The 23,457-nt window shown below is 63.5% G+C and carries 20 protein-coding genes; 12 read left to right on the forward strand and 8 right to left on the reverse strand.

Annotated features, from left to right (window positions below):
• The first annotated feature begins 2 nt into the window (after positions 1-2).
• The gene (locus BHD07_RS02705; protein ID WP_018093794.1) at positions 3-638 is read left to right on the forward strand and encodes a 2,3-bisphosphoglycerate-dependent phosphoglycerate mutase; all 636 of its coding nucleotides are present in this window, start codon (positions 3-5) and stop codon (positions 636-638) included.
• A gap of 95 nt (positions 639-733) precedes the next feature.
• On the opposite strand, the gene BHD07_RS02710 is transcribed toward BHD07_RS02705, so the two are convergent.
• Complete coding sequence (locus BHD07_RS02710) at positions 734-1,606, reverse strand: methylated-DNA--[protein]-cysteine S-methyltransferase (RefSeq protein WP_100669903.1); 873 nt, start codon at positions 1,604-1,606, stop codon at positions 734-736.
• 72 nt (positions 1,607-1,678) lie between these two features.
• Positions 1,679-2,176, reverse strand: coding sequence for a DUF2244 domain-containing protein (locus tag BHD07_RS02715; protein WP_338277534.1), 498 nt, complete (start codon positions 2,174-2,176; stop codon positions 1,679-1,681).
• A 22-nt stretch (positions 2,177-2,198) separates the two neighbouring features.
• Between BHD07_RS02715 and nth the strand changes: the two genes are divergently transcribed.
• Positions 2,199-2,972, forward strand: coding sequence for an endonuclease III (nth, locus tag BHD07_RS02720; RefSeq protein ID WP_338277536.1), 774 nt, complete (start codon positions 2,199-2,201; stop codon positions 2,970-2,972).
• On the opposite strand, the gene BHD07_RS02725 is transcribed toward nth, so the two are convergent.
• Entirely contained in the window at positions 2,966-3,559 is a 594-nt protein-coding gene (locus BHD07_RS02725; RefSeq protein ID WP_018093798.1) for a TetR/AcrR family transcriptional regulator, read from the reverse strand. The two genes, nth and BHD07_RS02725, sit on opposite strands and share 7 nt — an antisense overlap.
• A gap of 67 nt (positions 3,560-3,626) precedes the next feature.
• On the opposite strand from BHD07_RS02725, the gene BHD07_RS02730 reads away from it, so the two are divergent.
• The 3 genes from BHD07_RS02730 to BHD07_RS02740 all read left to right on the forward strand — a co-directional run bounded on the left by BHD07_RS02730 (position 3,627) and on the right by BHD07_RS02740 (position 5,736).
• The gene (locus BHD07_RS02730) at positions 3,627-4,052 is read left to right on the forward strand and encodes a VOC family protein (RefSeq protein ID WP_338277540.1); all 426 of its coding nucleotides are present in this window, start codon (positions 3,627-3,629) and stop codon (positions 4,050-4,052) included.
• 138 nt (positions 4,053-4,190) lie between these two features.
• Positions 4,191-5,183 carry an adenosine kinase gene (locus BHD07_RS02735; RefSeq protein ID WP_100669899.1) on the forward strand — a complete coding sequence of 331 codons (993 nt, stop codon included), beginning with the start codon at positions 4,191-4,193 and terminating at the stop codon, positions 5,181-5,183.
• A 37-nt stretch (positions 5,184-5,220) separates the two neighbouring features.
• Positions 5,221-5,736 carry an AAA family ATPase gene (locus BHD07_RS02740; protein WP_338277543.1) on the forward strand — a complete coding sequence of 172 codons (516 nt, stop codon included), beginning with the start codon at positions 5,221-5,223 and terminating at the stop codon, positions 5,734-5,736.
• Between the two features lie 16 nt (positions 5,737-5,752).
• On the opposite strand, the gene BHD07_RS02745 is transcribed toward BHD07_RS02740, so the two are convergent.
• Positions 5,753-6,256, reverse strand: a complete 504-nt coding sequence (locus BHD07_RS02745) for an SH3 domain-containing protein (RefSeq protein ID WP_050563083.1) — start codon at positions 6,254-6,256, stop codon at positions 5,753-5,755.
• Positions 6,257-6,508: 252 nt separating this feature from the next.
• On the opposite strand from BHD07_RS02745, the gene BHD07_RS02750 reads away from it, so the two are divergent.
• Complete coding sequence (locus BHD07_RS02750) at positions 6,509-7,513, forward strand: 2-hydroxyacid dehydrogenase (protein ID WP_003531928.1); 1,005 nt, start codon at positions 6,509-6,511, stop codon at positions 7,511-7,513.
• Positions 7,514-7,736: 223 nt separating this feature from the next.
• Here the strand turns inward: BHD07_RS02750 and polA are convergent, their stop codons facing one another.
• Positions 7,737-10,751: a DNA polymerase I gene (gene polA, locus BHD07_RS02755; protein ID WP_100669897.1), complete on the reverse strand. Its 3,015-nt coding sequence runs from the start codon at positions 10,749-10,751 to the stop codon at positions 7,737-7,739.
• 474 nt (positions 10,752-11,225) lie between these two features.
• On the opposite strand from polA, the gene BHD07_RS02760 reads away from it, so the two are divergent.
• From BHD07_RS02760 to BHD07_RS02770, 3 genes are all read left to right on the forward strand, one after another.
• A complete protein-coding gene (locus tag BHD07_RS02760) occupies positions 11,226-11,669 on the forward strand; it encodes a MarR family winged helix-turn-helix transcriptional regulator (RefSeq protein WP_018093804.1) in 444 nt (147 codons plus the stop codon).
• Between the two features lie 94 nt (positions 11,670-11,763).
• Positions 11,764-13,158 carry a M20/M25/M40 family metallo-hydrolase gene (locus BHD07_RS02765; RefSeq protein ID WP_275598147.1) on the forward strand — a complete coding sequence of 465 codons (1,395 nt, stop codon included), beginning with the start codon at positions 11,764-11,766 and terminating at the stop codon, positions 13,156-13,158.
• Between the two features lie 363 nt (positions 13,159-13,521).
• On the forward strand, positions 13,522-14,469 hold the full coding sequence (locus BHD07_RS02770) for a lysylphosphatidylglycerol synthase transmembrane domain-containing protein (RefSeq protein WP_275597006.1): 948 nt from the start codon (positions 13,522-13,524) through the stop codon (positions 14,467-14,469).
• Positions 14,470-14,584: 115 nt separating this feature from the next.
• On the opposite strand, the gene BHD07_RS02775 is transcribed toward BHD07_RS02770, so the two are convergent.
• A complete protein-coding gene (locus BHD07_RS02775; protein ID WP_100670052.1) occupies positions 14,585-15,076 on the reverse strand; it encodes a hypothetical protein in 492 nt (163 codons plus the stop codon).
• A gap of 97 nt (positions 15,077-15,173) precedes the next feature.
• Positions 15,174-16,097: a DMT family transporter gene (locus BHD07_RS02780; RefSeq protein ID WP_275597004.1), complete on the reverse strand. Its 924-nt coding sequence runs from the start codon at positions 16,095-16,097 to the stop codon at positions 15,174-15,176.
• Between the two features lie 505 nt (positions 16,098-16,602).
• Between BHD07_RS02780 and BHD07_RS02785 the strand changes: the two genes are divergently transcribed.
• From BHD07_RS02785 to dnaJ, 3 genes are all read left to right on the forward strand, one after another.
• Positions 16,603-18,861: a transglycosylase domain-containing protein gene (locus BHD07_RS02785; RefSeq protein ID WP_275597003.1), complete on the forward strand. Its 2,259-nt coding sequence runs from the start codon at positions 16,603-16,605 to the stop codon at positions 18,859-18,861.
• A gap of 216 nt (positions 18,862-19,077) precedes the next feature.
• Positions 19,078-21,003, forward strand: coding sequence for a molecular chaperone DnaK (dnaK, locus tag BHD07_RS02790; protein ID WP_100669893.1), 1,926 nt, complete (start codon positions 19,078-19,080; stop codon positions 21,001-21,003).
• A 273-nt stretch (positions 21,004-21,276) separates the two neighbouring features.
• Positions 21,277-22,416, forward strand: a complete 1,140-nt coding sequence (gene dnaJ / locus BHD07_RS02795; RefSeq protein ID WP_018093812.1) for a molecular chaperone DnaJ — start codon at positions 21,277-21,279, stop codon at positions 22,414-22,416.
• A gap of 154 nt (positions 22,417-22,570) precedes the next feature.
• Here the strand turns inward: dnaJ and BHD07_RS02800 are convergent, their stop codons facing one another.
• Positions 22,571-23,455 carry a DUF2182 domain-containing protein gene (locus BHD07_RS02800; RefSeq protein WP_100669892.1) on the reverse strand — a complete coding sequence of 295 codons (885 nt, stop codon included), beginning with the start codon at positions 23,453-23,455 and terminating at the stop codon, positions 22,571-22,573.
• Positions 23,456-23,457: the final 2 nt, after the last annotated feature.

The following is a 23,457-nucleotide window of genomic DNA, read 5'->3' on the forward strand; positions in this document are numbered from 1 at the left end:
AAATGAGCGGCACCCTCGTCCTTGTCCGGCACGGCCAGAGCGACTGGAACCTGAAGAACCTCTTCACCGGCTGGCGCGATCCCGACCTCACCGAGCTCGGCATCGAGGAGGCAAAGGCCGGCGGCAAGGCGCTTGCCGATTACGGCATCAAGTTCGACATCGCATTCACCTCCGTCCTCATCCGGGCCCAGCGTACCTGCCAGCTCGTCCTCGACGCCGTCGGCCAGTCATCGCTCGAAACGGTCCGCGACCAAGCCTTGAACGAGCGCGACTACGGCGACCTCTCCGGTCTCAACAAGGACGATGCCCGGGCGAAATGGGGCGAAGAACAGGTCCATATCTGGCGCCGCTCCTACGACGTGCCGCCGCCCGGCGGCGAGAGCCTGCGCGACACCGGCGCGCGCGTCTGGCCCTATTACCTGACCGACATCCTGCCGCGCGTGCTTTCGGGCGAGAAGGTGCTCGTCGCCGCCCATGGCAACTCGCTACGCTCCCTCGTCATGGTGCTGGACAAGCTGACCAAGGAGCAGATCCTCAAGCTCAATCTCGCGACCGGAGTGCCGATGGTCTACAAGCTGAACGCGGATTCGACGGTCGCTTCGAAGGAAGTGCTCGGGGATATGTCCGGGGCGCATTGAGGGCGCTTGATGGCAGGGGTTTTAACCCCTCCCCACAAGGGGCAGGGGTTTGGGAGGGGCCTGTTTCCTACCCCATCATACCAGGAATGCTCCCTTCAAGCCTTCCCGGCCTCCCAGCCCAGGATCGCGCGCTTGCGCGTCAGGCCCCAGTGATAGCCGGTGAGATCGCCGGTCTTGCCGAGCGCACGGTGGCAGGGGACGACGAAGGAGATCGGGTTGCGCCCCACCGCGGCGCCGACCGCACGCGAGGCCGTCGGCTGGCCGAGGTTTTCGGCGATCTTGGAATAGGTCGTGGCCTTGCCGAGCGGAATCTGCAGCAGGGTCTGCCATACGCGGATCTGGAAATCCGAACCGATCAGAAAAATCCGGAGCGGCTCTTCCGCGCACCAGCGGTCGGGGTCGAAAATGCGTGCCGCATAGCGCGCCGTCGCCGCGCTGTCCTCGACATAGGCGGCGTTCGGCCACCGGGCGGCCATGTCTTCGAAGCTCGCGCGCTCCTCGCCCGAATCGGCGAAGGCAAGGCCGGCGAGGCCGCGGTCGGTCACCATCACCAGGGCCGTGCCGAAGGGCGAGGGGTGAAAGCCGTAGCGGATGGTGAGGCCGGCGCCGCGCGCCTTCCACTCGCCGGGCGACATCGCCTCATGGGTGACGAAAAGATCGTGCAGCCGGCTCGGGCCTGACAGACCGACCTCGATGCTGGTCTCGAGCAAGGGCATGTCTTCCTGGCGCAGGAGCCGCTTGGCATGATCGAGGGTGACCGCCTGCAGGAAGGCCTTCGGCGAAAGCCCGGCCCAACGTGTGAAGACCTTCTGGAGCTGTGTCGGCGACTGGCCGAGGTGCCGGGCGAGCGACTCGAGCGACGGCTGCTCGCGATAGTCTTCGGTCAGCATCGCGATCACACGCCTGACCGTGTCGTAGTCGGTGCCTTCCGGGGTGATGTCGGTGGGAATGGATGTAACGACGTTCATGATCATCTCCTTGTGCCACAGATAATCATGCAGGCGATGCTATAACCACCCGATTCTTGTCGGCCGACCGGCTCAACGCGACCTGGCGGTCGCCAGCGCCCGGGCGAAGGCGACGGCGAAGGTTTCGCGGTCGTCGCGGTTGAGGAAGGAGCCGATATCGGTCTGCCGGCCGCCGCCACTGATCTTCATCGACACGATGCCGATCTCCTGATGACGCTTGATGCTGAAGCGCGCCCAGAAGGTGTTGAAGCGGTGCTCGATCATCCTTCCCGAGGGCGCGAACTTCCTGATCGACACGTCGGTGCGCGAAACGCTGACCTCCTCGCGGGCCCGCGCAGTGTGGTAGTTGAGCCAGAAGGCACCGAAGAGCAGGATGAAATCGAGGCCGAAGAAAAAGACGACCGGCCAGGCGCCGATGACCAGAAACACAACGATGTGCATCAGGCTCATGATGCCGGCGATCATCAGGAAAATCTTGAGGCCCCTATGTCCCAGCGAGCGGTAGGGGGTGAGTTCGGCCGCAAAGATCGGCTCGTCATCGATGTTTGGCGCAGCGTTGCCTTTGATCATGACCCTTGACTATAGATGCAGCATGAAAAACGTGAAGCTCAAATCGCCACCACAAGCGCCGAAGCCGGCGAAAGCGACAACGCGCCGCACGGGGCCGCGCAGTGCCTACCGCAGGGCGGAAGTCGAGGAAATCTTCCGCCGATTTTCGGTGCAGCGTCCGGAACCGAAGGGCGAGCTCGAGCACGTCAATCCGTTCACGCTCGTCGTGGCGGTCGCTCTCTCGGCGCAGGCGACGGATGCCGGCGTCAACAAGGCGACCCGGCAGCTCTTCGCTGTCGCCGATACGCCGGAAAAGATGCTGGCGCTCGGCGAGGAACGGGTTCGCGATTATATCAAGACGATCGGCCTCTACCGCAACAAGGCGAAAAACGTCATCGCTCTCTCCGAGAAGCTCATCACCGACTTCGGCGGCGAGGTGCCGCGCACGCGCGAGGAGCTCGTGACGCTGCCCGGCGTCGGGCGAAAGACCGCCAATGTCGTGCTCTCCATGGCCTTCGGTCAGCCGACGATGGCCGTCGACACCCATATCTTCCGCATCGCCAACCGTATCCGTCTTGCCCCGGGCAAGACGCCGGACGAGGTGGAGGCCCACCTCCTGCGGGTGATCCCGGAGCACTATCTGCTCCATGCCCATCACTGGCTGATCCTGCACGGCCGCTACGTCTGCAAGGCGCGCCGGCCGGAATGCGAGCGCTGCGTGATAGCGGACCTCTGCAAATCGCCGGAAAAGACCTGCGACATCCCGGCGCCGCTCGTGGAATTGCCGCCGCAAGCGATCTCGCTCGCCGCTCATTGAGCGATCAGGCGATCGATCAGCCTGTCGATGGCGTAGGCATAGTCGGCCCGTGCGGCGCCCGCATCGATCTCGAGCGCAGCGCGGTCGAAGGCGGCCGATAACAGGAATGCCATCGCCTTGACAGTCTTCTCCTCCAGACGGTGCGGAGCCATGGCGGCAGCGAGGCCTTCCTCCAGCGTTCTGCCGCCATGGGCGGCGTCGAGAGCCGCCATTTCGGTGACGCCCAGCACGGCCGGCCCGTCGAGCAACAGCAGGCGTACCCTGCCCGGAACGGCCATGGCGTCGAAATAGCCCGCCGCTCCTGCAAGGAGTGCCTCACGGGGTGGGAGGGGAGCACCGGCCAATTGCTCGATCGTCGCCGCGACGTCGCGTGCTTCCCGTTCTACGATCGCCCGAAACAGCGCCTTCTTGTCCTCGAAGTGATGATAGAGCGCGCCGCGCGTGAGCCCGGCTGCGGCAACGATGTCCGGCGTCGCCGTTTCGGCGTAGCCTCTGGAGACGAAGAGCGCGCGTGCGGCATCAAGGATCGCCGTGCGGGTTGCATCGGAGCGTTCCCGGTTGGAGCGTCTTGGTTCTTTCTGTTGCATACATGCAGCCTGTATGTTATTGACCGGATACATGCAGATTGTATGTTATGGAAAAATGGAGGAAAAGATGAAATCGACAAGCTATTATCCGGTGATCATGACGCAGGACGTTCGGCAGACGGCGGATTTCTACGTCAAGCATCTAGGCTTCGAGGCGCTTTTCGTGAGCGATTGGTACATGCACCTCCAGTCGACCGAAAACGATCATGTGACGCTCGCGGTTCTCGATTACCGTCATGAGACGGTGCCCGAACGGCACCGGGCACCGGTGCAGGGCCTGCTCCTGAATTTCGAGGTGGAAGATCCCGATCGGCTCTATGACACGATGCGTGAAGCGGGCCTGCCCATCCTCAAGCCGATCTGCGACGAAGACTTCGGCCAGCGTCATTTCATCACGGCCGATCCGAACGGCGTGATGATCGACATCATTAAACCGATCCCGCCAAGCGCCGAGTTCGCCGCCGCCTATGACGCAAAGGCGCTGCCGACGTGATCGTCGGCATCCCCGAATTCCGCTGCATGCGGGAGCCTTCCCGCATTTGAAGAAGCGCATAACGCTGTTGCGTCTTCCAAATGGCCGGAAAACCGCTATTAACGAACACCGGTCACCAAGGAAACCCGGACGGAGTTCATGGCAAAATACGACGTTCTGACGATCGGCAACGCGATCGTCGATATCATTGCGCGCTGCGATGACAGCTTTCTCGAAGAAAACGGCATCATCAAGGGCGCGATGAACCTCATCAATGCCGATCGCGCCGAACTGCTCTATTCGAGAATGGGACCGGCGGTCGAAGCCTCCGGCGGCAGCGCCGGCAATACGGCGGCAGGCGTCGCGAGCCTCGGCGGCCGCGCCGCCTATTTCGGCAAGGTCGCCGACGACCAGCTCGGCGAAATCTTCACCCATGATATCCGCGCACAGGGCGTCCATTTTCAGACGAAGCCGCTCGACGGCCATCCCCCGACGGCCCGCTCGATGATTTTCGTGACCGAGGACGGCGAGCGCTCGATGAACACCTATCTCGGCGCCTGCGTCGAGCTCGGCCCGGAGGACGTCGAGGACGACGTCGTCGCCCAGTCGAAGGTCACCTATTTCGAAGGCTATCTGTGGGACCCGCCACGTGCCAAGGATGCGATCCGCGAAGCGGCGCGCATCGCCCACGCCCATGGGCGGGAAACGGCGATGACGCTGTCCGACAGTTTCTGCGTGCATCGCTACCGGAGCGAGTTTCTCGAACTCATGCGCTCGGGCACGGTCGATATCGTTTTCGCCAACCGGCAGGAGGCGCTCGCGCTTTACGAGACCGAGGACTTCGATCGCGCGCTCGAGCTGCTGGCCAAGGACTGCAAGCTTGCGGCGGTCACGCTCAGCGAGGAAGGCTCCGTCGTCGTGCGCGGCGCTGAGCGGGTACGCGTCGGCGCGAGCGTTCTGGAGCAGGTGGTCGACACCACCGGCGCCGGCGATCTCTATGCCGCCGGCTTCCTCTTCGGCTATACCAGCGGCCGCTCGCTCGAGGAGTGCAGCAGGCTCGGCAATCTGGCAGCCGGTATCGTCATAGGTCAGATCGGCCCGCGGCCGCTGGTCTCGCTTGCAACCGCTGCCCGGCAGGCAGCTCTCGTCTGAGGCGCCCGTCCCACCGGCCAATCGAAAGCCCGCGTTCATGCTCATCATCTTGGGAGGCTTGCCCGGATCCGGGAAGACGACGATTGCTCGCGCTTTGGCGAAGCGATTGCGCGCGGTGCATGTGCGCGTCGATACGATCGAGCAATGCATCCGGGTTTCGGGCGGTCCGGGCTCCGACGTCGGGGCCGCAGGATATGTAGCGGCCTACGGGGTGGCTGAAGACAACCTCACGCTCGGCCACACCGTCATCGCGGATTCCGTCAATGGCCTGGGCGTGACGCGGGACGCCTGGCTCGCCGTGGCAGACCGATCGGCGGTCCGGGCGGTCGAGGTGGAGGTCGTCTGCTCGGACAAGGCGGAACATCGCCGGCGCGCGGAAACCCGGCTTTCCGACGTACCGGGTCTGACGAAACCAAGCTGGGAAGAGATTATCGATCGCGTTTACGAAGATTGGGGATCGCGACCCCTCGTCATCGACACCGCGAAGAAGAGCCCCGACGAGCTCGTCGCCGATCTCATTTCGAAGCTAGAACACCAGAAACCGGGGAGCTGACGCCCTCCCGCACCGCTTACTTGAAGGCCTCGCCGGGATAGGCGCCCCAGATCTCGCTCTGGGCAATCCAGCCTTCGACCCCTTGCGTGTCGGCATGGCACCAGTCGCCGTTGCATTCGCCGATGTGCAGCATGACGCCTGGTTCGACGCGCGCGACGATCGGCGCCGTGCTCTGCGGATCGCGCCGCATGTTGACGAAAACACCCTCTCCCTTGCTGCGCATCCACGGGGCCGCCAGCGCCGTGCGGTCGCCGGAGAGAAGCGCCTGGTTGACCCAGCCCTCGGTTCCGTCGGCGTCGCGGATACGGCGCCAGTTGTCATATTCCTGAATGATCTCGACCGGCACGCCGGATTTGAGATAGCGGAACGCCACCGCATAGTCGACGCTCGGGCCGATTCTCAAGTTCACGCTTTTCGCCTTCAGGCTGACGAAGCGGGGGAGGGGAAGGCCGCTCGGCCCCTTCGCCGCCTGCGCCTGGGCGGTGCCGGCCGTCAAGACCGCTCCGAGCAAGGCTGCCATCGTGAGGGTGGAAACTCGTGAAATGAAGTGACGCATGACGAAGCTCATCTTCCGAAGGTAAGCAGGGCTTGGCGCAAGCCCTTGCGGTGCTGACCGGCCAGGCGCTCGCAGATTCCCGCACTTTTCAAATCCCCGCACGGGGCGGCGAGTTTCAATTGTGTTCCCCACCGGGTCTGGTAGAAATTGCGGCTGTAGGGAGAACTATCACCCGACTTGGTTAAGGACCCGTCAACGAGGGCGCCGCTCACAGCAATGACAAGCAAGAAAAAGCCAACGGTTTACATCACCCGCAAACTGCCGGATGTCGTCGAAACCAGGATGCGTGAGCTCTTCGACGCGGAGCTGAACATCGATGACACGCCGCGCAGCCAGCCGGAGCTGGTCGCCGCGGTCAAACGGGCCGACGTGCTCGTGCCGACGGTGACGGACCGGATCGATGCGGCTCTGATCGAGCAGGCCGGGCCGCAGTTGAAGCTCATTGCCGCCTTCTCGAACGGCGTCGACAACATCGATGTGGATGCGGCCGCGCGCAAGGGCATAACCGTCACCAACACGCCGAACGTCCTGACGGAGGACACGGCCGACATGACCATGGCGCTGATCCTCGCGGTGCCCCGCCGGCTCGCCGAAGGTGCGCAGGTGCTGACCGACCGCAAGGGGGAGTGGGCAGGCTGGTCTCCCACCTGGATGCTGGGCCGGCGCATTGCCGGAAAACGCATCGGCATCGTCGGCATGGGGAGAATCGGCACCGCCGTCGCCCGCCGTGCCAAGGCCTTCGGGCTTTCGATCCACTATCACAATCGCCACCGCGTCAAACCGGAAACCGAGGAGATGCTGGAAGCGACCTATTGGGACAGCCTCGACCAGATGCTCGCCCGCGTCGACATCGTCTCCGTCAACTGCCCGTCGACCCCGGCGACCTATCATCTGCTCTCGGCCCGGCGGCTGGCGCTGATGCGGCCCGACAGCTACATCGTCAACACCGCGCGCGGCGGCATCATCGACGAGGCGGCGCTGATCAAGAGCCTCCGCGAGGGCAAGATCGCCGGCGCCGGGCTCGACGTGTTCGAGAACGAGCCGTCCGTCAATCCGAAGCTCATCAAGCTCGCCGGCGAGGGAAAGGTCGTTCTCCTGCCGCATATGAGCTCGGCGACGCTGGAAGGCCGTATCGACATGGGCGAGAAGGTGGTGATCAACATCCGCACCTTCTTCGACGGCCATCGCCCGCCGGACCGGGTCCTTCCGGGGCGGGATTGAAACACCACCACTTTGGCAAAAGCCGCGGCGCTATCCACCGAGGGGGCCGCATCCTCTCTGCCCTCGTCCCTGTGCTCGTCACGGGGATGAGAGCAGCGCCGCGTCTGCGGCGCGGGAAACGTTCTTTCAGCCCAAGGACTTGGTCTGGCTGGATTCCTGTGACGAGCACAGGAATGAGGAAATCAAACGAGCGCCCGCCGGGTATCCCAGATCTCAACAGGCCTCAATGCGCCTCGTCCCAGTTGTGTGCCGCGCGCGCATCGACCTTGAGAGGCACCCTCATGTCGAGCGCGGGCATAGCGGCGTTCTCCATCACCGAGATGATGACCGGAATGGTGCGCTCGATCTCGCCATCCTCCACCTCGAAGATCAGCTCGTCGTGCACCTGAAGCAGCATTCGCGCGGAGAGCTTTGCCGCTTCGAGCGCCGGCTCCATCTTGACCATCGCGCGGCGGATGATGTCGGCGGCCGAGCCCTGGATCGGGGCGTTGATCGAAGCGCGCTCGTTGAAGGCGCGCATCGACGGATTGGACGAGCGGATGTCCGGGTAGTGCGCCCGGCGTCCGAAGATCGTCTCGACATAGCCGTTCTCGCGGGCAAAAGCCTTGGTGTTCTCCATATAGTCGCGAATGCCGGGGAAGCGTTCGAAATAGCGTTTGATGTAGTCACCCGCCTCCGAACGCTCGATCGAAAGCTGGTTGGCTAGCCCGAAGGCGGAGATGCCGTAGATGATGCCGAAATTGATCGCCTTGGCGCGGCGGCGGATCTCGCTCGGCATGCCGTCCACCGGCACGCCGAACATTTCGGAAGCCGTCATCGCATGGATGTCGACGCCATCGGCGAAAGCCTGGCGCAGCTGCGGGATATCGGCCACATGGGCGAGCACTCTCAGCTCGATCTGGCTATAGTCGGCCGAGACCAGCTTGTGTCCCGGCGCCGCCACGAAGGCCGTGCGGATCTTGCGGCCTTCGCCGGTCCTGATCGGAATGTTCTGCAGGTTCGGATCGGAGGAGGAAAGCCGCCCGGTCGCCGTCGCAGCCATTGCAAAACAGGTGTGGACGCGCCTCGTTTCCGGATGCACAAAGCCGGGCAGGGCGTCGGTATAGGTCGATTTCAACTTGGTCAGCTGCCGCCAGTCGACGATCTTGCGAGGCAGGTCGTGCCCGGCGGCCGCGAGGTCTTCGAGCACCTGCGCGGAGGTCGACCATTGCCCGGTCTTGGTCTTGGAGCCGCCCGGAAGGCCCATCTTGCCGAAGAGAATGTCGCCGAGCTGCTTCGGCGAGCCGATGGTGAATGTCTCGCCGGCGAGGCGATAGATCTCGTCTTCGAGCGCCGCCGCCCCCTGTGCCAGCTCGCCGGAAAGGCGTGACAGGATCTGCCGGTCGATGGTTATGCCGCGTTCCTCCATCCCGGCAAGGACAGAAATCAGCGGCCGCTCCAGTCGCTCGTAGACGCGCGTCAACCCCTTGGCGGCGAGCCGGGGCTTCAGCACGTGCCAAAGCCTCAGCGCGATATCCGCATCCTCGGCCGCATAGGTCGTCGCCTTGTCGATGTCGACGAAGTCGAAGGTGAGCGAAGACCGGCCGGTGCCGGTGACGTCCTTATAGGCGATCGGCTTGTGGCCGAGCCACCGCTCGGCAAGCGAATCCATGCCGTGGGCGCCGTTGCCGGCATCGAGCACATAGGACATCAGCATCGTGTCGTCGAAGCTTCGCATGGCGATGCCGTGCCGCTTCATCACGAGATAGCCGTATTTCAGGTTCTGCCCGACCTTCAGGACGGACGGGTCCTCCAGCAGGTCCTTTATCCGGCTAAGGGCCTCGCGGACCGGTACCTGGCTGTCGACAGGTCCACCCCCCAGGAGGTCGCTGACGCCGCTCTTGTGCGCGAGCGGCACATAGGCCGCCCTGATCCTGGAGCCCGACGGGTCGTTTGCGTAATCGGCGACCGCGAGCGAAAAGCCGACGAGGTCGGCGCGCATGGCGTCGGGCGACGTCGCCTGAGTGTCGAAGCCGACGAGCCCCGCCTCGCGGGCGTCGGCGATCCAACGCTCGAGCGTATCGAGATCGCGGATGGTGAGATATCCGGAATGATCGAACGCGGCTTTGCCGAAATAGGCCGCACGCGCCTCGGCGAGGCCCGCGGGCGTCGCGCCGGTCGTATCGGCATCCTGGCCGGAGGAGAGGAACGAGACAGCCGCCCTGGCCGCATTTCCCCTGGGCGGCGTCGCGCTCGATGATTGCGGCGACGGCGGCGGGCCGCCGGCCTCGCCGACGTCCAGATCCGGTCCATGCGCCTGCGCGCCCCATTCGACCGGCACATGAGCCGGTTCGATCGCTTCCGCATCCGTATCGGTCGCCGCTGCGACGCGGCGCGTGAGCGTGGTGAATTCCATCGCCTTCAGGAATGCGATGAGCTTCGGGCCGTCCTGCGAATCGAGCCTGAAGTCCTCGGGCGGAACGTCGAGCGGCGTGTCCTTCTTCAACGTCACGAGCTCACGCGAAAGGCGCGCCAGATCGGCATTGGCGATGATGGACTCGCGCCGCTTCTGCTGTTTGATCTCGCCAGCCCGTTCGAGCAGCGTGTCCAGATCGCCATATTCTTCGAGGAGCTGGGCTGCCGTCTTCGGCCCGATCCCGGGGATGCCCGGCACGTTGTCGGTCGAATCGCCGGTCATGGCCTGGAGATCGATCATCTTTTCCGGGGGCACGCCCCACTTTTCGATCACGTCCGGAACGGTGATCTGCTTGTCCTTCATGCTGTCGTACATCGACACTTTCGGCGTGACGAGCTGCATGAGGTCCTTGTCGGAGGAAACGATGGTCACGTCGGCGCCCGCCTCCTCGGCAAGCCGCGCATAGGTCGCGATGAGGTCGTCGGCCTCGTAGCCCTCCTTCTCGATGCAGGGCAGGTTGAAAGCGCGGGTGGCGTGGCGGATGAGCCCGAACTGCGGGATCAGATCCTCCGGCGGCGCCGTACGGTTGGCCTTGTACTGGTCGTAGAGCCCGTTGCGGAAGGTCTTCGAGGAATAGTCGAAGATCACGGCCAAATGCGTCGGCGTCACGCCGACGGAGGTGTCGCGCGCGTCGGTCAAAAGCTTCCAGAGCATGTTGCAGAATCCCGCAACTGCATTGACGGGAAGCCCGTCCGACTTGCGGTTGAGCGGCGGGATGGCGTGGAACGCCCGGAAGATGAAGCCCGAGCCGTCGACGAGGAAGAGATGATCACCGTTTTTCATGCGGCCATGGATAGCGCGAGGCAGGGGAAAGGTCCATTGCGCTTTTCCGGCGCTACCCCATTTAAGTGGAGCGACAAAGGCCTCCCGGAACCCTGATATTCGGGTGCCGAACACTCACGCAAACGTTACGCATTTGTAATGCGCGATTCAGTCTCCCTATCCTTGAAATGCCACATTTGACTCCACAAATCATGTCGAGCGGCAATCATTCAATGCCGTGAGTCTGGTGATTGGCCTGTCCCCCGCCCGCACCAGATGAGGACAAAGGCCTCATCCCCCTCTCCGGGCCTTTGTCCCGCTTTCAAAGAGCCGCCACGGCGCAGCCTCCGCGCCGTGGCGGTTTTTTGTTGCCTATGCCCGTCAGTCGAAAGCGTATCGCCACACAGTCTCAAATCCCCGTGAAGTCGGCGCGGGTTCGGCTTCATTGCAGGCATTGTAACTTGTCTTCGCGCTCCTTCCCGCGTAGGCATAGACATGGCCTTCAATCGTATGGAATCTGCGACTTACCTGGCCAGCTTGTTGGCGAGGGGTTTCTCGCGCGCCCTGCAGGAGCGCGGTCAGAAACTCGGCTTTGCCCCCGGGCAATTCCCGGTCCTCCTGGAATTATGGTCCGAGGAAGGGCTGACTCAGAGACAGCTTCTCGACCGGCTCGACATCGAGCAGGCAACCATGGCCAATACGCTCGCCCGAATGGAGCGAGACGGCCTCATCGTCCGCCGCAAGCATCCGAACGACAAGCGTTCGCAGCAGATATTCCTGACCGAACGAGCCCGCAAGATGGAGGCCGCTGCGAAGGAGGCTGCTGCTGCAGCGGAGCAGTCGCTGCTTTCCGGCTTTCGCCGCTTCGAGAAAGAACTGATGCTCGAATATATGCGCATGGCGCTGGCGAATACGGCGCGCCACGGCGACGCCTCCTGATTTCACCCGACAATTTATCGTTGCATCAAAAGTTTTCGCTTAAAGCCGCCGGGTTTCGATTCTAGTTTCGCCGCGAAACCCAAAAAGGATTCGCATAATGGCAGATATCACCCCGGTTCTCGAGCGCGCCGACGCAAATCTCCCGAAAAGCCTCGAGCGGCTCTTCGACCTCGTCCGCATCAAGTCCATTTCCACCGATCCCGCCTTCAAGGAGGAGTGCCGCAAGGCTGCGGAGTGGCTGGTGGCGGAACTCGGAGCGATCGGCTTCGAAGCCTCGGTACGCGACACGCCCGGCCATCCGATGGTCGTCGCCCATCACTCTGCCGAGAAGGCGGACGCTCCGCACCTGCTCTTCTACGGCCATTACGATGTGCAGCCGGTCGATCCCCTGAACCTCTGGGAGACCCCGCCCTTCGAGCCCTCCGTCAAGGAGGTCGAGCCCGGCCGCAAAATCATCACCGGCCGGGGTACGGCCGACGACAAGGGCCAGTTGATGACCTTCGTCGAGGCAGTGCGCGCCTATAAGGAGACCCGTGGCGGCTTGCCCTGCCGCATCACCATTCTCTTCGAGGGCGAAGAGGAATCCGGCTCTCCGTCGCTCAAGCCCTTCCTCGAAGCCAATGCCGGTGAACTCAAGGCCGACTACGCTCTTGTCTGCGATACCAGCATGTGGGACCGGGACACGCCCGCGATTTCGGCCGGCTTGCGGGGCCTCGTCGGCGAGGAGGTCGTCGTCAAGGCGGCGGACCGCGACCTGCACTCCGGTTATTTCGGTGGCGCGGCGGCGAACCCGATCCATATCCTGGCCGAGATTCTCGCCGGCCTTCACGACGAGACCGGCCGCGTGACGCTCGACGATTTCTACGAAGGCGTCGAGGAGACGCCGGCCGAGATCAAGGCTGGCTGGGAAACGCTCGGACAGACCGCCGAGAAATTCCTCGGCGAGATCGGCCTCTCTATCCCCTCCGGCGAAAGGGGCCGCTCCGTGCTCGAACTCACCTGGGCACGGCCGACGGCGGAGATCAACGGCATCACCGGGGGCTATACCGGCGAAGGATTCAAGACGGTGATCGCTGCAGAAGCCTCCGCCAAGGTTTCGTTCCGCCTGGTCGGCAAGCAGGACCCGGCAAAGATCCGCGAGAGCTTCCGCGCCTATGTGCGCTCGAAAATTCCGGCGGACTGCTCCGTCGAATTTCATGCGCACGGCGGTTCGCCGGCTATTCATCTGCCCTATGATTCGGCGCTGCTGAGCACGGCGAAGGCGGCACTTTCGGATGAATGGCCGAAGCCCGCCGTGGTCATCGGCATGGGCGGCTCCATACCGATCGTCGGCGATTTCCAGCGGATGCTCGGCATGGAATCGCTGCTGGTCGGGTTCGGTCTTTCCGACGACCGCATCCACTCGCCCAATGAGAAATACGAGCTCGCGTCCTTCCACAAGGGCATCCGCTCGTGGGTCCGCATTCTGGACGCACTCGGCACGCGGTAACGCCTTGCAGGCGGGGGGCTATGGTGAACACCGTTCGGCCATTGTCCACCGCCTTCGGCCATGAATGACAAATCGCACCCGCTTGACGGATATCAAGTCGACTTTGCTTGACCTGCCTGCCTTGGGATGCTTCCCTTTTTGAAAACAAATCAAAGTGGGAAATGGGCTGTTGGCAAGTGCAAGGATCGGGACGCCTCGTCCCGAGCATGTTTCTTTCATTACGCAGAATGGGCATCGCCACCTCGGCAGAACCGCGAAGCGCTTGGCGTGCCTTCAACCGGCCGCTGCTGATGGGCACCCGCATCGCCGCGACGCTTCGCTCGTGAATCGATTTCCGCCGGAAAATCACGCAGAAGCCCCGGCATGAAACGGCTCAAGGCATATTTCTGGCCCGTTGTGGGGCTTGCCGCGATCTTGGTTTCGGTGCGCGCGCTCGTCGATGAACTGCGCGGCCTGTCTCTCAACGAGTTCCTGGCGAGCTTCCAGGCCATATCGCTCGAAAGCTGGCTGCTCGCCATCGGTTCGACGCTTGTCGCCTATGCGGCGCTTGCCGCCTATGACCGGCTGGCGCTCGATCATCTCGGCCACCGCATCTCGCTGTGGTTCATCACCCTCTGCTCGTTCACCACCTATGCGCTTTCGCACAATCTCGGCGCCTCGGTTTTTTCCGGCGCGGTGGTGCGCTATCGAGCGTATCGGTCGAAAGGCCTGACGCCCGGAGAGGTGGGCGTGCTCGTCGCCTTCTGCTCCTTCACCTTCACGCTCGGCACGCTGATGCTCTCGGCCATCGTGCTGCTCCTGAGGCCGAATATCATCGAGAGATTTTCGGAGTTCCTGCCCATCGAAATGTCGTTGACGACGGGCGGCCTCATTCTCGCGCTCATCGCGCTCTACGTCCTCGGCAGCCTGGTCGGCATGCGGCCGCTGCGCACGCGCTGGTTCCAGCTGCATTACCCGCGGCCCTCCATCGTGCTGAGGCAATTGATCATCGCCCCCGTCGAGCTTCTGGGCGCTGCCGGCATCATCTATTTCGCGCTGCCCGAAGCCGGCAATCCCGGCTATGTGGTCATTCTGGGCATCTTCCTCGCATCCTTCTCCGCCGCGCTGCTCTCCCATGCGCCGGGCGGCATCGGTGTGCTTGAATTCGTCTTCATCGCGGCGCTTCCGGAAATGGACCCGGCCGACGTTCTGGCTGCGCTTGCCATTTTTCGGCTGCTCTACCTCCTCGTCCCCTTCGTGCTGGCGCTCGTCGTCATTCTCGTCTTCGAGCATTCCCGCTTTCTGGCCGAGCGTGCCGCGAAGGAGCCGTAGAGTTTCGCTGGAGCACTTCCAGGAAAAGTGTGTAACGCTTTTCCGTCCGAAGTGCGCAGGTTGCAGAGCACTTCCAGGAAACCGCTACGCACTTTTCCTGGAATTGCTCTAGGCCTCAGGGGGCGTTGCAGGTGGCGGGGATCGCCTTCTCGATGGGGCCTTCCGCTTCGTCGAGCCGGGCCGTCTCGATCTGATAGGGCGTGAAGGGCGGCACCTGGAGGGACGGATTGATGATCCTCGTCACGTAACAGCCGGAGAAGAAGCGGGTCTTTCCGCCTTCTTCGATGGATTTGATCGCAACCGGAACGGCCGAATAGATGCTGCCGGCAGCGCCCTCCGTGACGACCTTGCCGAACTTCGCTTCCACCGACACCGTCTTGGCGTAACCGTCGGCGAAGGCCTTGAACTCGCCGACGGGTTTCGACGCTCCGAAGTAGCCGTAGGCTCTGGCATATTCCTTCCGGTTGATCGCGTTGTAGAGCGAGCGGACGAGCGCCGCGCCGTCGGAGCGGTCGTCGACATAGGGAAATTCCTCCTGTGCCCTGGCCCCGATCCCCTGCGCGGCAAGGGCGGCAAGGGCGATCAGCACGGTGCAGCGAACCCTCATTCTCTCTCCTTTCGAACGGATGAGCCGGCCGGCCGAGAAGCCGGCGCGCTCGCGAGTGTCCGGTACGATCCCGACGATTTTGAGTCGAAGGAGAGGCTTACCGCGGCGGCAGACCGGCCTTTCGCCGGCCGACGACATGCTCGCGCCAGATGGTGAAGATGCCGGCGGCGACCACCAGCACCGAGCCGATGATCATGTTCGTCGTCAGCGTCTCTCCGAAGATGGTCACGCCCATGACGGAGGCGAAGACGAGCTGCAGGTAGGTAAGCGGCTGAACCGCGGCGGCATCGAGCATGTCGTAGGCGCGGATCAGAAAATAGTGGCTCGACGTGCCGGTGATGCAGAGCAGCACCATCCAGATCCAGTCCGCCCCGGAAAGCGTCGCCCAGAAGAAGGGCCCGACGAGACTGATCGCGAAGGCGCCGACGATGCCGGTATAGAAGAAGCTGGTCATCGCCGAATCGTCGCGACTAGCAAGCCTGGTGGTGATGACATAGAAGGCGAACATCACGGCTGCCGCCAGCGGCAGCAGAAAGTTCACGTCGAACGACCCGTCTTCCGGCCGCAGGATCAGAAGAACGCCGATGAGTCCGACGGCAATCGCCGACCAGCGCCGCCACCCGACCCGTTCGCCGAGCAGAGGCATCGACAGGAGCGCCACGAAGAGCGGAGTGGCCGCGAGGATCGCCTGCGAATGCGCCAGCCCGACGATGGTGAAGGACGTGATCACCACGACGATCTGCACGGGCAACAGGACGCCCCGCAGGAGCTGAATGAGCGGCTTTCTCGTCACCGCGGTCGCGGCAAATCCGCCCGGCGCCCGCGCCGCGATCACCGCAGCGAAGCCGGCAAATGCCCAGTAGCGGATCATTGCCACGAAGACCGGCGGGTAGATGGCGCCCAGATGCTTGGAGATGCCGTCCTGGATCGAGAAGATGACGATCGCCAGAAGCGCGAAGACGTAACCGTTTGCCTTGGATCTCATGGGGTGGTGATACACGCGCTTTGCGGCCGCAGCCACGAGTTTTTCGCCCTGTGCATCTGGCCAGATCCGAAGCGCGTCGCGCGAATGCGATGCGTTTTCAGGTATCGCCAGATACAGAAAGACCCCGAGCCGGGAGGAGGTGGCTCGGGGTCTTAAACTTGATCGGTTCTGGGAGGAGGAGTGAACCGACCGAATGCCGGGCGCCGTGGGAGGAGGTACAGCGCTTCGACAAGGAGGAGAATAGATTATTTTCGTTGAGGTAATAGTGCGAATGTTGCATTGCAGCATTGCGCCGGATGCAAGGCGGCGTTCAGCCTTCCGAAGGTGAGGAACCAGGAGGCCGGGGGCCGATGCAAGGTTTTGAACAATCTGCCTTTTTCGCAAGAGAGCTCTTAACTCCCCCTTAAATTGCCGCATTTAAAGTACAACGCATCGGGACCAGCGGACGGGGTGGAGCCTACCGCACGACAACGGCACGGCCGGGATCGCCTGCGGGCGATGGGCACCGGTTTGGCCCCCAAAGGGGATATTTCCTTCCGGCATGGCGAGCGGCAAATCAGGACAGCGGATCGAGCCTTCCTTCGGCAGTAGCGACGACGGCGGCGACCTGCGCGTCGACGCGAGCGACCGCGTCTCGGGCGGCGGCAGCAAGCCGAAGCGCGCCAAGCCGCCCGAACGCGGTGCGAGGCGAGAAAAGCCCGGCAGGCGCGCCGGCGGGCGCGGCTCCGGAAGAAGCGGCTCCGGCGGCGGGTTCTTCGGCCTCGTCCGGCGGCTCGCCTATTGGTGCATCGTGCTCGGCATATGGGGCGCGATCGGCGTCGGCGGGCTCGTGCTCTATTACGGGGCGCGCATGCCGAGCGCCACGAGCTGGTCGATTCCCGAACGGCCGCCCAACGTCAAGATTCTCGCGGCGAATGGCGACATCATTGCCAACAGGGGCGCGACCGGCGGCGAGGCGGTCGCTCTCGAAGACATGTCGCCCTATATCCCGCAGGCGGTGATCGCCATCGAGGATCGCCGCTTTTATTCGCATTTCGGAGTCGATCCGCTGGGGCTGGCGCGCGCCATGCTCACGAACGTCATGAGCGGCCGCATGGTCCAGGGCGGCTCCACGCTCACCCAGCAGCTTGCCAAGAACCTGTTTCTCTCGCCGGAGCGGACGTTGGAGCGCAAGGTGCAGGAGGTGCTGCTCGCCTTTTGGCTGGAGCAGAAATACACCAAGGACCAGATCCTGGCCATGTATCTCAACCGCGTCTTCTTCGGGTCGAACGCCTATGGCGTCGAGGCGGCCTCCCGGCGTTACTTCAACAAGTCGGCGCGCGACGTCAATCTCGGCGAAGCGGCGCTGCTCGCAGGCCTTCTGAAAGCTCCCTCACGGCTGTCGCCGGCCCGAGACCCCGAAGCGGCGGAGGAGCGCGCACAGCTCGTGCTCGGCGCAATGCGCGAGGAAGGCTTCATCAGCGACTCCGAGATCAAGACGGCGATGTCGCAGGCGCCGACGCGGGCAAAGAGCTTCTGGTCCGGCGCCGAGCACTATGTCGCCGACATGGTGATGGACCAGCTCCCCGGCATGATCGGCGAAGTCACGCAAGACCTCGTCATCGATACGACCATCGACCTTGCGCTCGAGAAGAAGGCGGAAGAGGTGCTCGCCGAGAGGCTCGAGGCCGAGGGCGGGAAGCTCAACGCCTCCCAGGCCGCGCTCGTCTCGATCGACGGCACAGGCGCCATCCGCGCGCTCGTCGGCGGCAGGGACTATGCCGAAAGCCAGTTCGACCGCGCCTCCAAGGCGAAGCGCCAGCCGGGCTCGGCCTTCAAGCCCTTCGTCTACGCGGCGGCGCTCGAGATCGGCCGCACGCCGATGTCCGTGCGCAACGACGCGCCGGTCCGGATCGGCAACTGGACACCTGAAAACTATGATCAGAAATACCGCGGCGAGGTGACGCTCGCCGATGCGCTCGCCAATTCGCTGAACACCATCGCCGCCCAGCTCGTCATGGAGGTGGGGCCGCAGAACGTGGTCAAGCTCGCGCACCGGCTGGGCATAGATTCCGAGATGCAGGCCAATGCATCGATCGCGCTCGGCACGTCGGAAGTGACGCTGGTGGAGCTGACGTCCTCCTATGCGCCTTTCATGAATGGCGGCTTCAAGGCGACGCCGCACGTCATCCGGCGCATCTCCGCCGCCGACGGCACCGTGCTTTACGAAAACACCTACGACAATCCGCCGCGGGTGCTCGATCCGGCGATCGTCAGCGAAATGAACCGGATGATGGTGCGCGTGCTGACGGATGGCACCGGCAAAAATGCGCGCCTGCCGGGCTGGGAGGCGGCCGGGAAGACCGGAACGACGCAGTCCTTCCGCGACGCGCTGTTCGTCGGCTACACCTCCAACCTCGCGACCGGCATCTGGTTCGGCAACGACGACGGAAAATTCATGAAGAAGGTCACCGGCGGCGGCCTTCCCGCCAGGGCCTGGCACGATTTCATGGTTGCGGCGCATGAGGGCCTTTCGCCGTCGCCGCTCTTCGGCACGACGGGCGTGCAGCCGGTCTTCGACGAGGGCGGCATCGCTGCTGCCGACGAAATGCCGGCCGAGGGTTTCGGCACGGGTAATCCCGACGTCTTTCCCGAGCGCCCGGCAGGCATGGACGGCGTCGAAAGCATGGACGGCATGGCCGCGGTCGATCAGGTCCGGCCTGCAGAACAGGCCGGTGGACCAGTCCCGCCGGCCGGCGTCGGAGAGACCACCGGTGGGACCCGCCGAACGACGCTGTTCGATCTGCTGACCGGCGGCTGAACCAGCGGCAGCGGGGCCCCGTCGGGTGTTTGTGGATGACGCCTTGCATTTGCCGTCGTTCCCCCCGCAGAATGCCTTGCAGTCCGAAACGCCGGTCCTTATATACGCCGCATCGATGCAGCCGCGGCTGCGATGAAAGACAAAGACCATCCCGTTAGGGGCTGTCCCACGAATGCCTGACCGGGTTCCGACAGTCCGCTGCAAGGAGAGAACGACATGGCTAAAGTTATTGGTATTGACCTGGGAACGACCAACTCCTGCGTCTCCGTCATGGACGGCAAGGACGCGAAGGTGATCGAGAATGCGGAGGGCGCGCGCACGACCCCCTCCATGGTGGCATTCACCGAAGACGGCGAACGTCTCGTCGGCCAGCCGGCCAAGCGCCAGGCGGTGACCAATCCCGAGAACACGCTTTTTGCGATCAAGCGCCTGATCGGCCGCACCTTCGAGGATCCCACGACCCAGAAGGATAAGGGGATGGTCCCCTACAAGATCGTCAAGGCAGACAATGGCGACGCCTGGGTCGAAGCCCATGGCACCAGCTACTCTCCGTCGCAGATCTCCGCGATGATCCTTCAGAAGATGAAGGAAACGGCCGAGTCCTATCTCGGTGAAAAGGTCGAAAAGGCCGTCATCACCGTTCCGGCCTACTTCAACGACGCCCAGCGCCAGGCCACGAAGGATGCCGGCAAGATCGCCGGTCTCGACGTGCTGCGCATCATCAACGAGCCGACCGCAGCGGCCCTTGCCTACGGCCTCGACAAGAAGGAAGGCAAGACGATCGCCGTCTACGATCTTGGCGGCGGCACGTTCGACATCTCGGTCCTGGAAATCGGCGACGGCGTCTTCGAAGTGAAGTCGACCAACGGCGACACCTTCCTTGGCGGTGAAGACTTCGACATGCGCCTCGTCGAATATCTTGCCTCCGAGTTCAAGAAGGAGCAGGGCATCGACCTCAAGAACGACAAGCTCGCGCTGCAGCGCCTGAAGGAAGCTGCCGAAAAGGCGAAGATCGAACTCTCGTCCTCGCAGCAGACCGAAATCAACCTGCCGTTCATCACGGCGGACGCTTCCGGTCCGAAGCACCTGACGATGAAGCTGTCCCGCGCCAAATTCGAGAGCCTGGTCGAAGACCTGATCCAGAAGACCATCGCACCCTGCAAGGCCGCGCTCAAGGATGCCGGCGTTTCGGCTGCCGAGATCGACGAAGTCGTTCTCGTCGGCGGCATGACCCGCATGCCGAAGGTTCAGGAAACGGTGAAGCAGCTTTTCGGCAAGGAACCGCACAAGGGTGTCAACCCGGATGAAGTGGTTGCCATGGGCGCCGCGATCCAGGCGGGCGTTCTGCAGGGCGACGTCAAGGACGTGCTGCTGCTGGACGTCACCCCGCTCTCGCTCGGTATCGAAACGCTCGGCGGCGTTTTCACCCGCCTGATCGAGCGCAACACGACGATCCCGACGAAGAAGAGCCAGGTCTTCTCGACGGCCGACGACAACCAGTCCGCCGTGACGATCCGCGTCTCGCAGGGCGAGCGTGAAATGGCGGCCGACAACAAGCTGCTCGGCCAGTTCGATCTCGTCGGCATTCCGCCGGCACCGCGCGGCGTGCCGCAAATCGAGGTCACGTTCGACATCGATGCGAACGGCATCGTCCAGGTGTCCGCCAAGGATAAGGGCACGGGCAAGGAGCACCAGATCCGCATCCAGGCATCGGGTGGCCTTTCCGACGCCGAGATCGAGAAGATGGTCAAGGATGCCGAAGCCAATGCGGAAGCCGACAAGAAGCGCCGCGAAGGCGTAGAGGCCAAGAACCAGGCCGAAAGCCTGATCCATTCTTCGGAGAAGTCGCTCCAGGAGCATGGCGACAAGGTTTCCGAGACGGACCGCAAGGCGATCGAGGATGCGATCGCAGCGCTCAAGAGCGCCGTCGAAGCTTCCGAGCCGGACGCCGAGGACATTAAGGCCAAGACCAATACCCTCATGGAAGTCTCCATGAAGCTCGGTCAGGCGATCTATGAGGCTCAGCAGACGGACGCCGCCCATGCGGATGCCGCCGCCGACGCCAAGCGCTCCGGCGATGACGTGGTCGACGCCGACTACGAGGAAGTCAAGGACGAAGACGACCGTAAGCGGTCGGCCTGACGGCTTCGCCTTTCGATGAACGGGCCCGGGAGCAATCCCGGGCTTTTTCATAGATAGTTCATGGGCTGCGGCCCCAGGCGTGGAAGCGAACCGACCCTGCGGAGGAAAGTGGCTGCGAAACCGCCGTTTTCCGACAAAAAACGGCTTCGGCCCCGACTTGGCTATGGTATCGCGCTTAAAGGTTTACTAAATCCTGTGGCAAGATAATCAGGCAGCCGTCGGATCCTTCGCGCTGGCAAGCCCTGTCGCTGATAACAGGACGATCTTTGAAGCATGAAACGTGATCTTTACGAAACGCTTGGCGTTCAAAAAAACGCGGACGAAAAGGAGCTGAAGAGCGCCTTTCGCAAACTCGCGATGAAATATCACCCGGACAGGAATCCCGGCGACCAGGAATCGGAAAAGTCCTTCAAGGAAATCAACGAAGCTTATGAAACGCTGAAGGACCCGCAGAAACGCGCAGCCTATGACCGTTACGGCCATGCGGCCTTCGAGCAGGGCGGCATGGGCGGAGGCTTCGGCAACGGCTTCGCCGGCGGCGGAGCGCACGGCTTCTCCGATATTTTCGAGGACATCTTCGGCGAAATGATGGGTGGCCGTCAGCGCCGCTCGTCCGGCGGACGCGAGCGCGGCGCGGACCTGCGCTACAACATGGAGATTTCGCTCGAGGAGGCCTATTCCGGCAAGACGGCGCAGATCCGCGTGCCGACGTCGATCACCTGCGACGTCTGCACCGGCACCGGCGCCAAGCCCGGTACCAGCCCGAAGACCTGCGGCACCTGTCAGGGCACCGGCCGCGTCCGCGCGGCCCAGGGCTTCTTCTCGATCGAGCGGACCTGCCCGACCTGCGGCGGGCGTGGCCAGACGATCGCCGACCCTTGCACCAAATGCCACGGCCAGGGCCGCGTCGTGGAGGAGCGGACGCTCTCGGTCAACATTCCGGCCGGTATCGAGGACGGCACGCGCATCCGCCTTTCCGGCGAGGGCGAGGCCGGCCTTCGCGGCGGCCCGGCGGGCGACCTCTACATCTTCCTCTCGGTCAAGCCGCATGAGTTCTATCAGCGCGACGGCGCGGATCTCTATTGCGCCGTGCCGATCTCCATGACGACGGCGGCGCTCGGCGGCAAGTTCGACGTCACCACGCTCGACGGTACCAAATCGCGCGTCACCGTGCCGGAAGGCACGCAGGCCGGCAAGCAGTTCCGCCTCAAGGGCAAGGGCATGCCGGTGCTGCGCTCCAGCCAGACGGGCGATCTCTATATCCAGATTCAAATCGAAACGCCGCAGAAGCTCACCAAGCGCCAACGCGAGTTGCTGCAGGAATTCGAGCAGATCTCGTCCAAGGAGAACAATCCCGAATCGACGGGCTTCTTCTCCCGGATGAAGGATTTCTTCGATACGTTGAGCGATTGAGGTAACGTCTCGGATGTTGTGCCTTCCCCTATGCGGCCGCTCGGGGAAGGGGCCCGGGACTGCGCGGCTTGTCCCTTCTCCCCGTGAAATTGGGAGAAGGCGGCGGCAGCCCGATAGGGCCTGTTCGGCGGTCTCCCTGCATGGCACCATCCACCTATATTGCAGCTGAAACCAATTGCCACAGGCCGGCGGCGATGAGTAGCGTGCCCGCAATACGGGAGAGGAGGCGGCCCGGGAAGAACACCTTCTCCGCCAGCACGAAGATGGCGATTGCCGCAATCCAGAGCACATTCATGATGCCGCCGACGAAAAGAAGCGTCATCAGCGCCCAGCAGCAGCCGATGCAATAGAGCCCGTGGCGCAAGCCCAGTCCGACGGCTCCCGCCGGGTCGCGGCGAAAGCCGCCGTGGCGCTGCAGGAAGACGATCGGCGTCTGACACTGGCTGAGGCAGGCATCCTTGAGCGGCGTCCATTGGTAAAGACCCGCGACGATCAACACGGCACCGCTGAAGATGCGACTGGCGCTTGCCAGCGCCGGCGACAGCAGGGTTCCCTCCATGAGCCATTGCCCAAGCGTCGCGGCAAGCGCAAATCCCACCCAGGCAAGGAGATAGCCGCCGGCGAAAAAACCGGTCGCCGCAAAGGGCTTGCCCTCTTTCCGGCTTTGCCGGCCGACCCGGGCATAGAGCAGGATCATCGGCGTTGCCGAAGGCAGCATCATGCCGACCATCATCACGACCCACATGGTCAGAGTGACGCCGGCCTCTACGGAACTCCAGGGACGCGGTGAAATGCCGAGGACGGTGCCGAGCGACGGGGCGTCGCCGGCGTCCATCTCCATGCCGTCCATCTCCATGGCAGGGTCCATCCGCATGTCCGCTCCCATGCCGGGACCGGACATGCTCATGCCGTCGCCGCTCATGGCTGCTGCCAGCCAAAGAGTGTATGTCCAGGCGATCACCGTCAATGCGGCGAGCGACGCTGCCACGATGACGCGATCCCGTCTGAGCAGGCTTTCAAGCGCGGTGTCGGCCGGCATGA

Origin of the sequence: Sinorhizobium sp. KGO-5, from assembly GCF_036245905.1 — a bacterium.
Lineage (GTDB): Bacteria > Pseudomonadota > Alphaproteobacteria > Rhizobiales > Rhizobiaceae > Sinorhizobium > Sinorhizobium meliloti_A.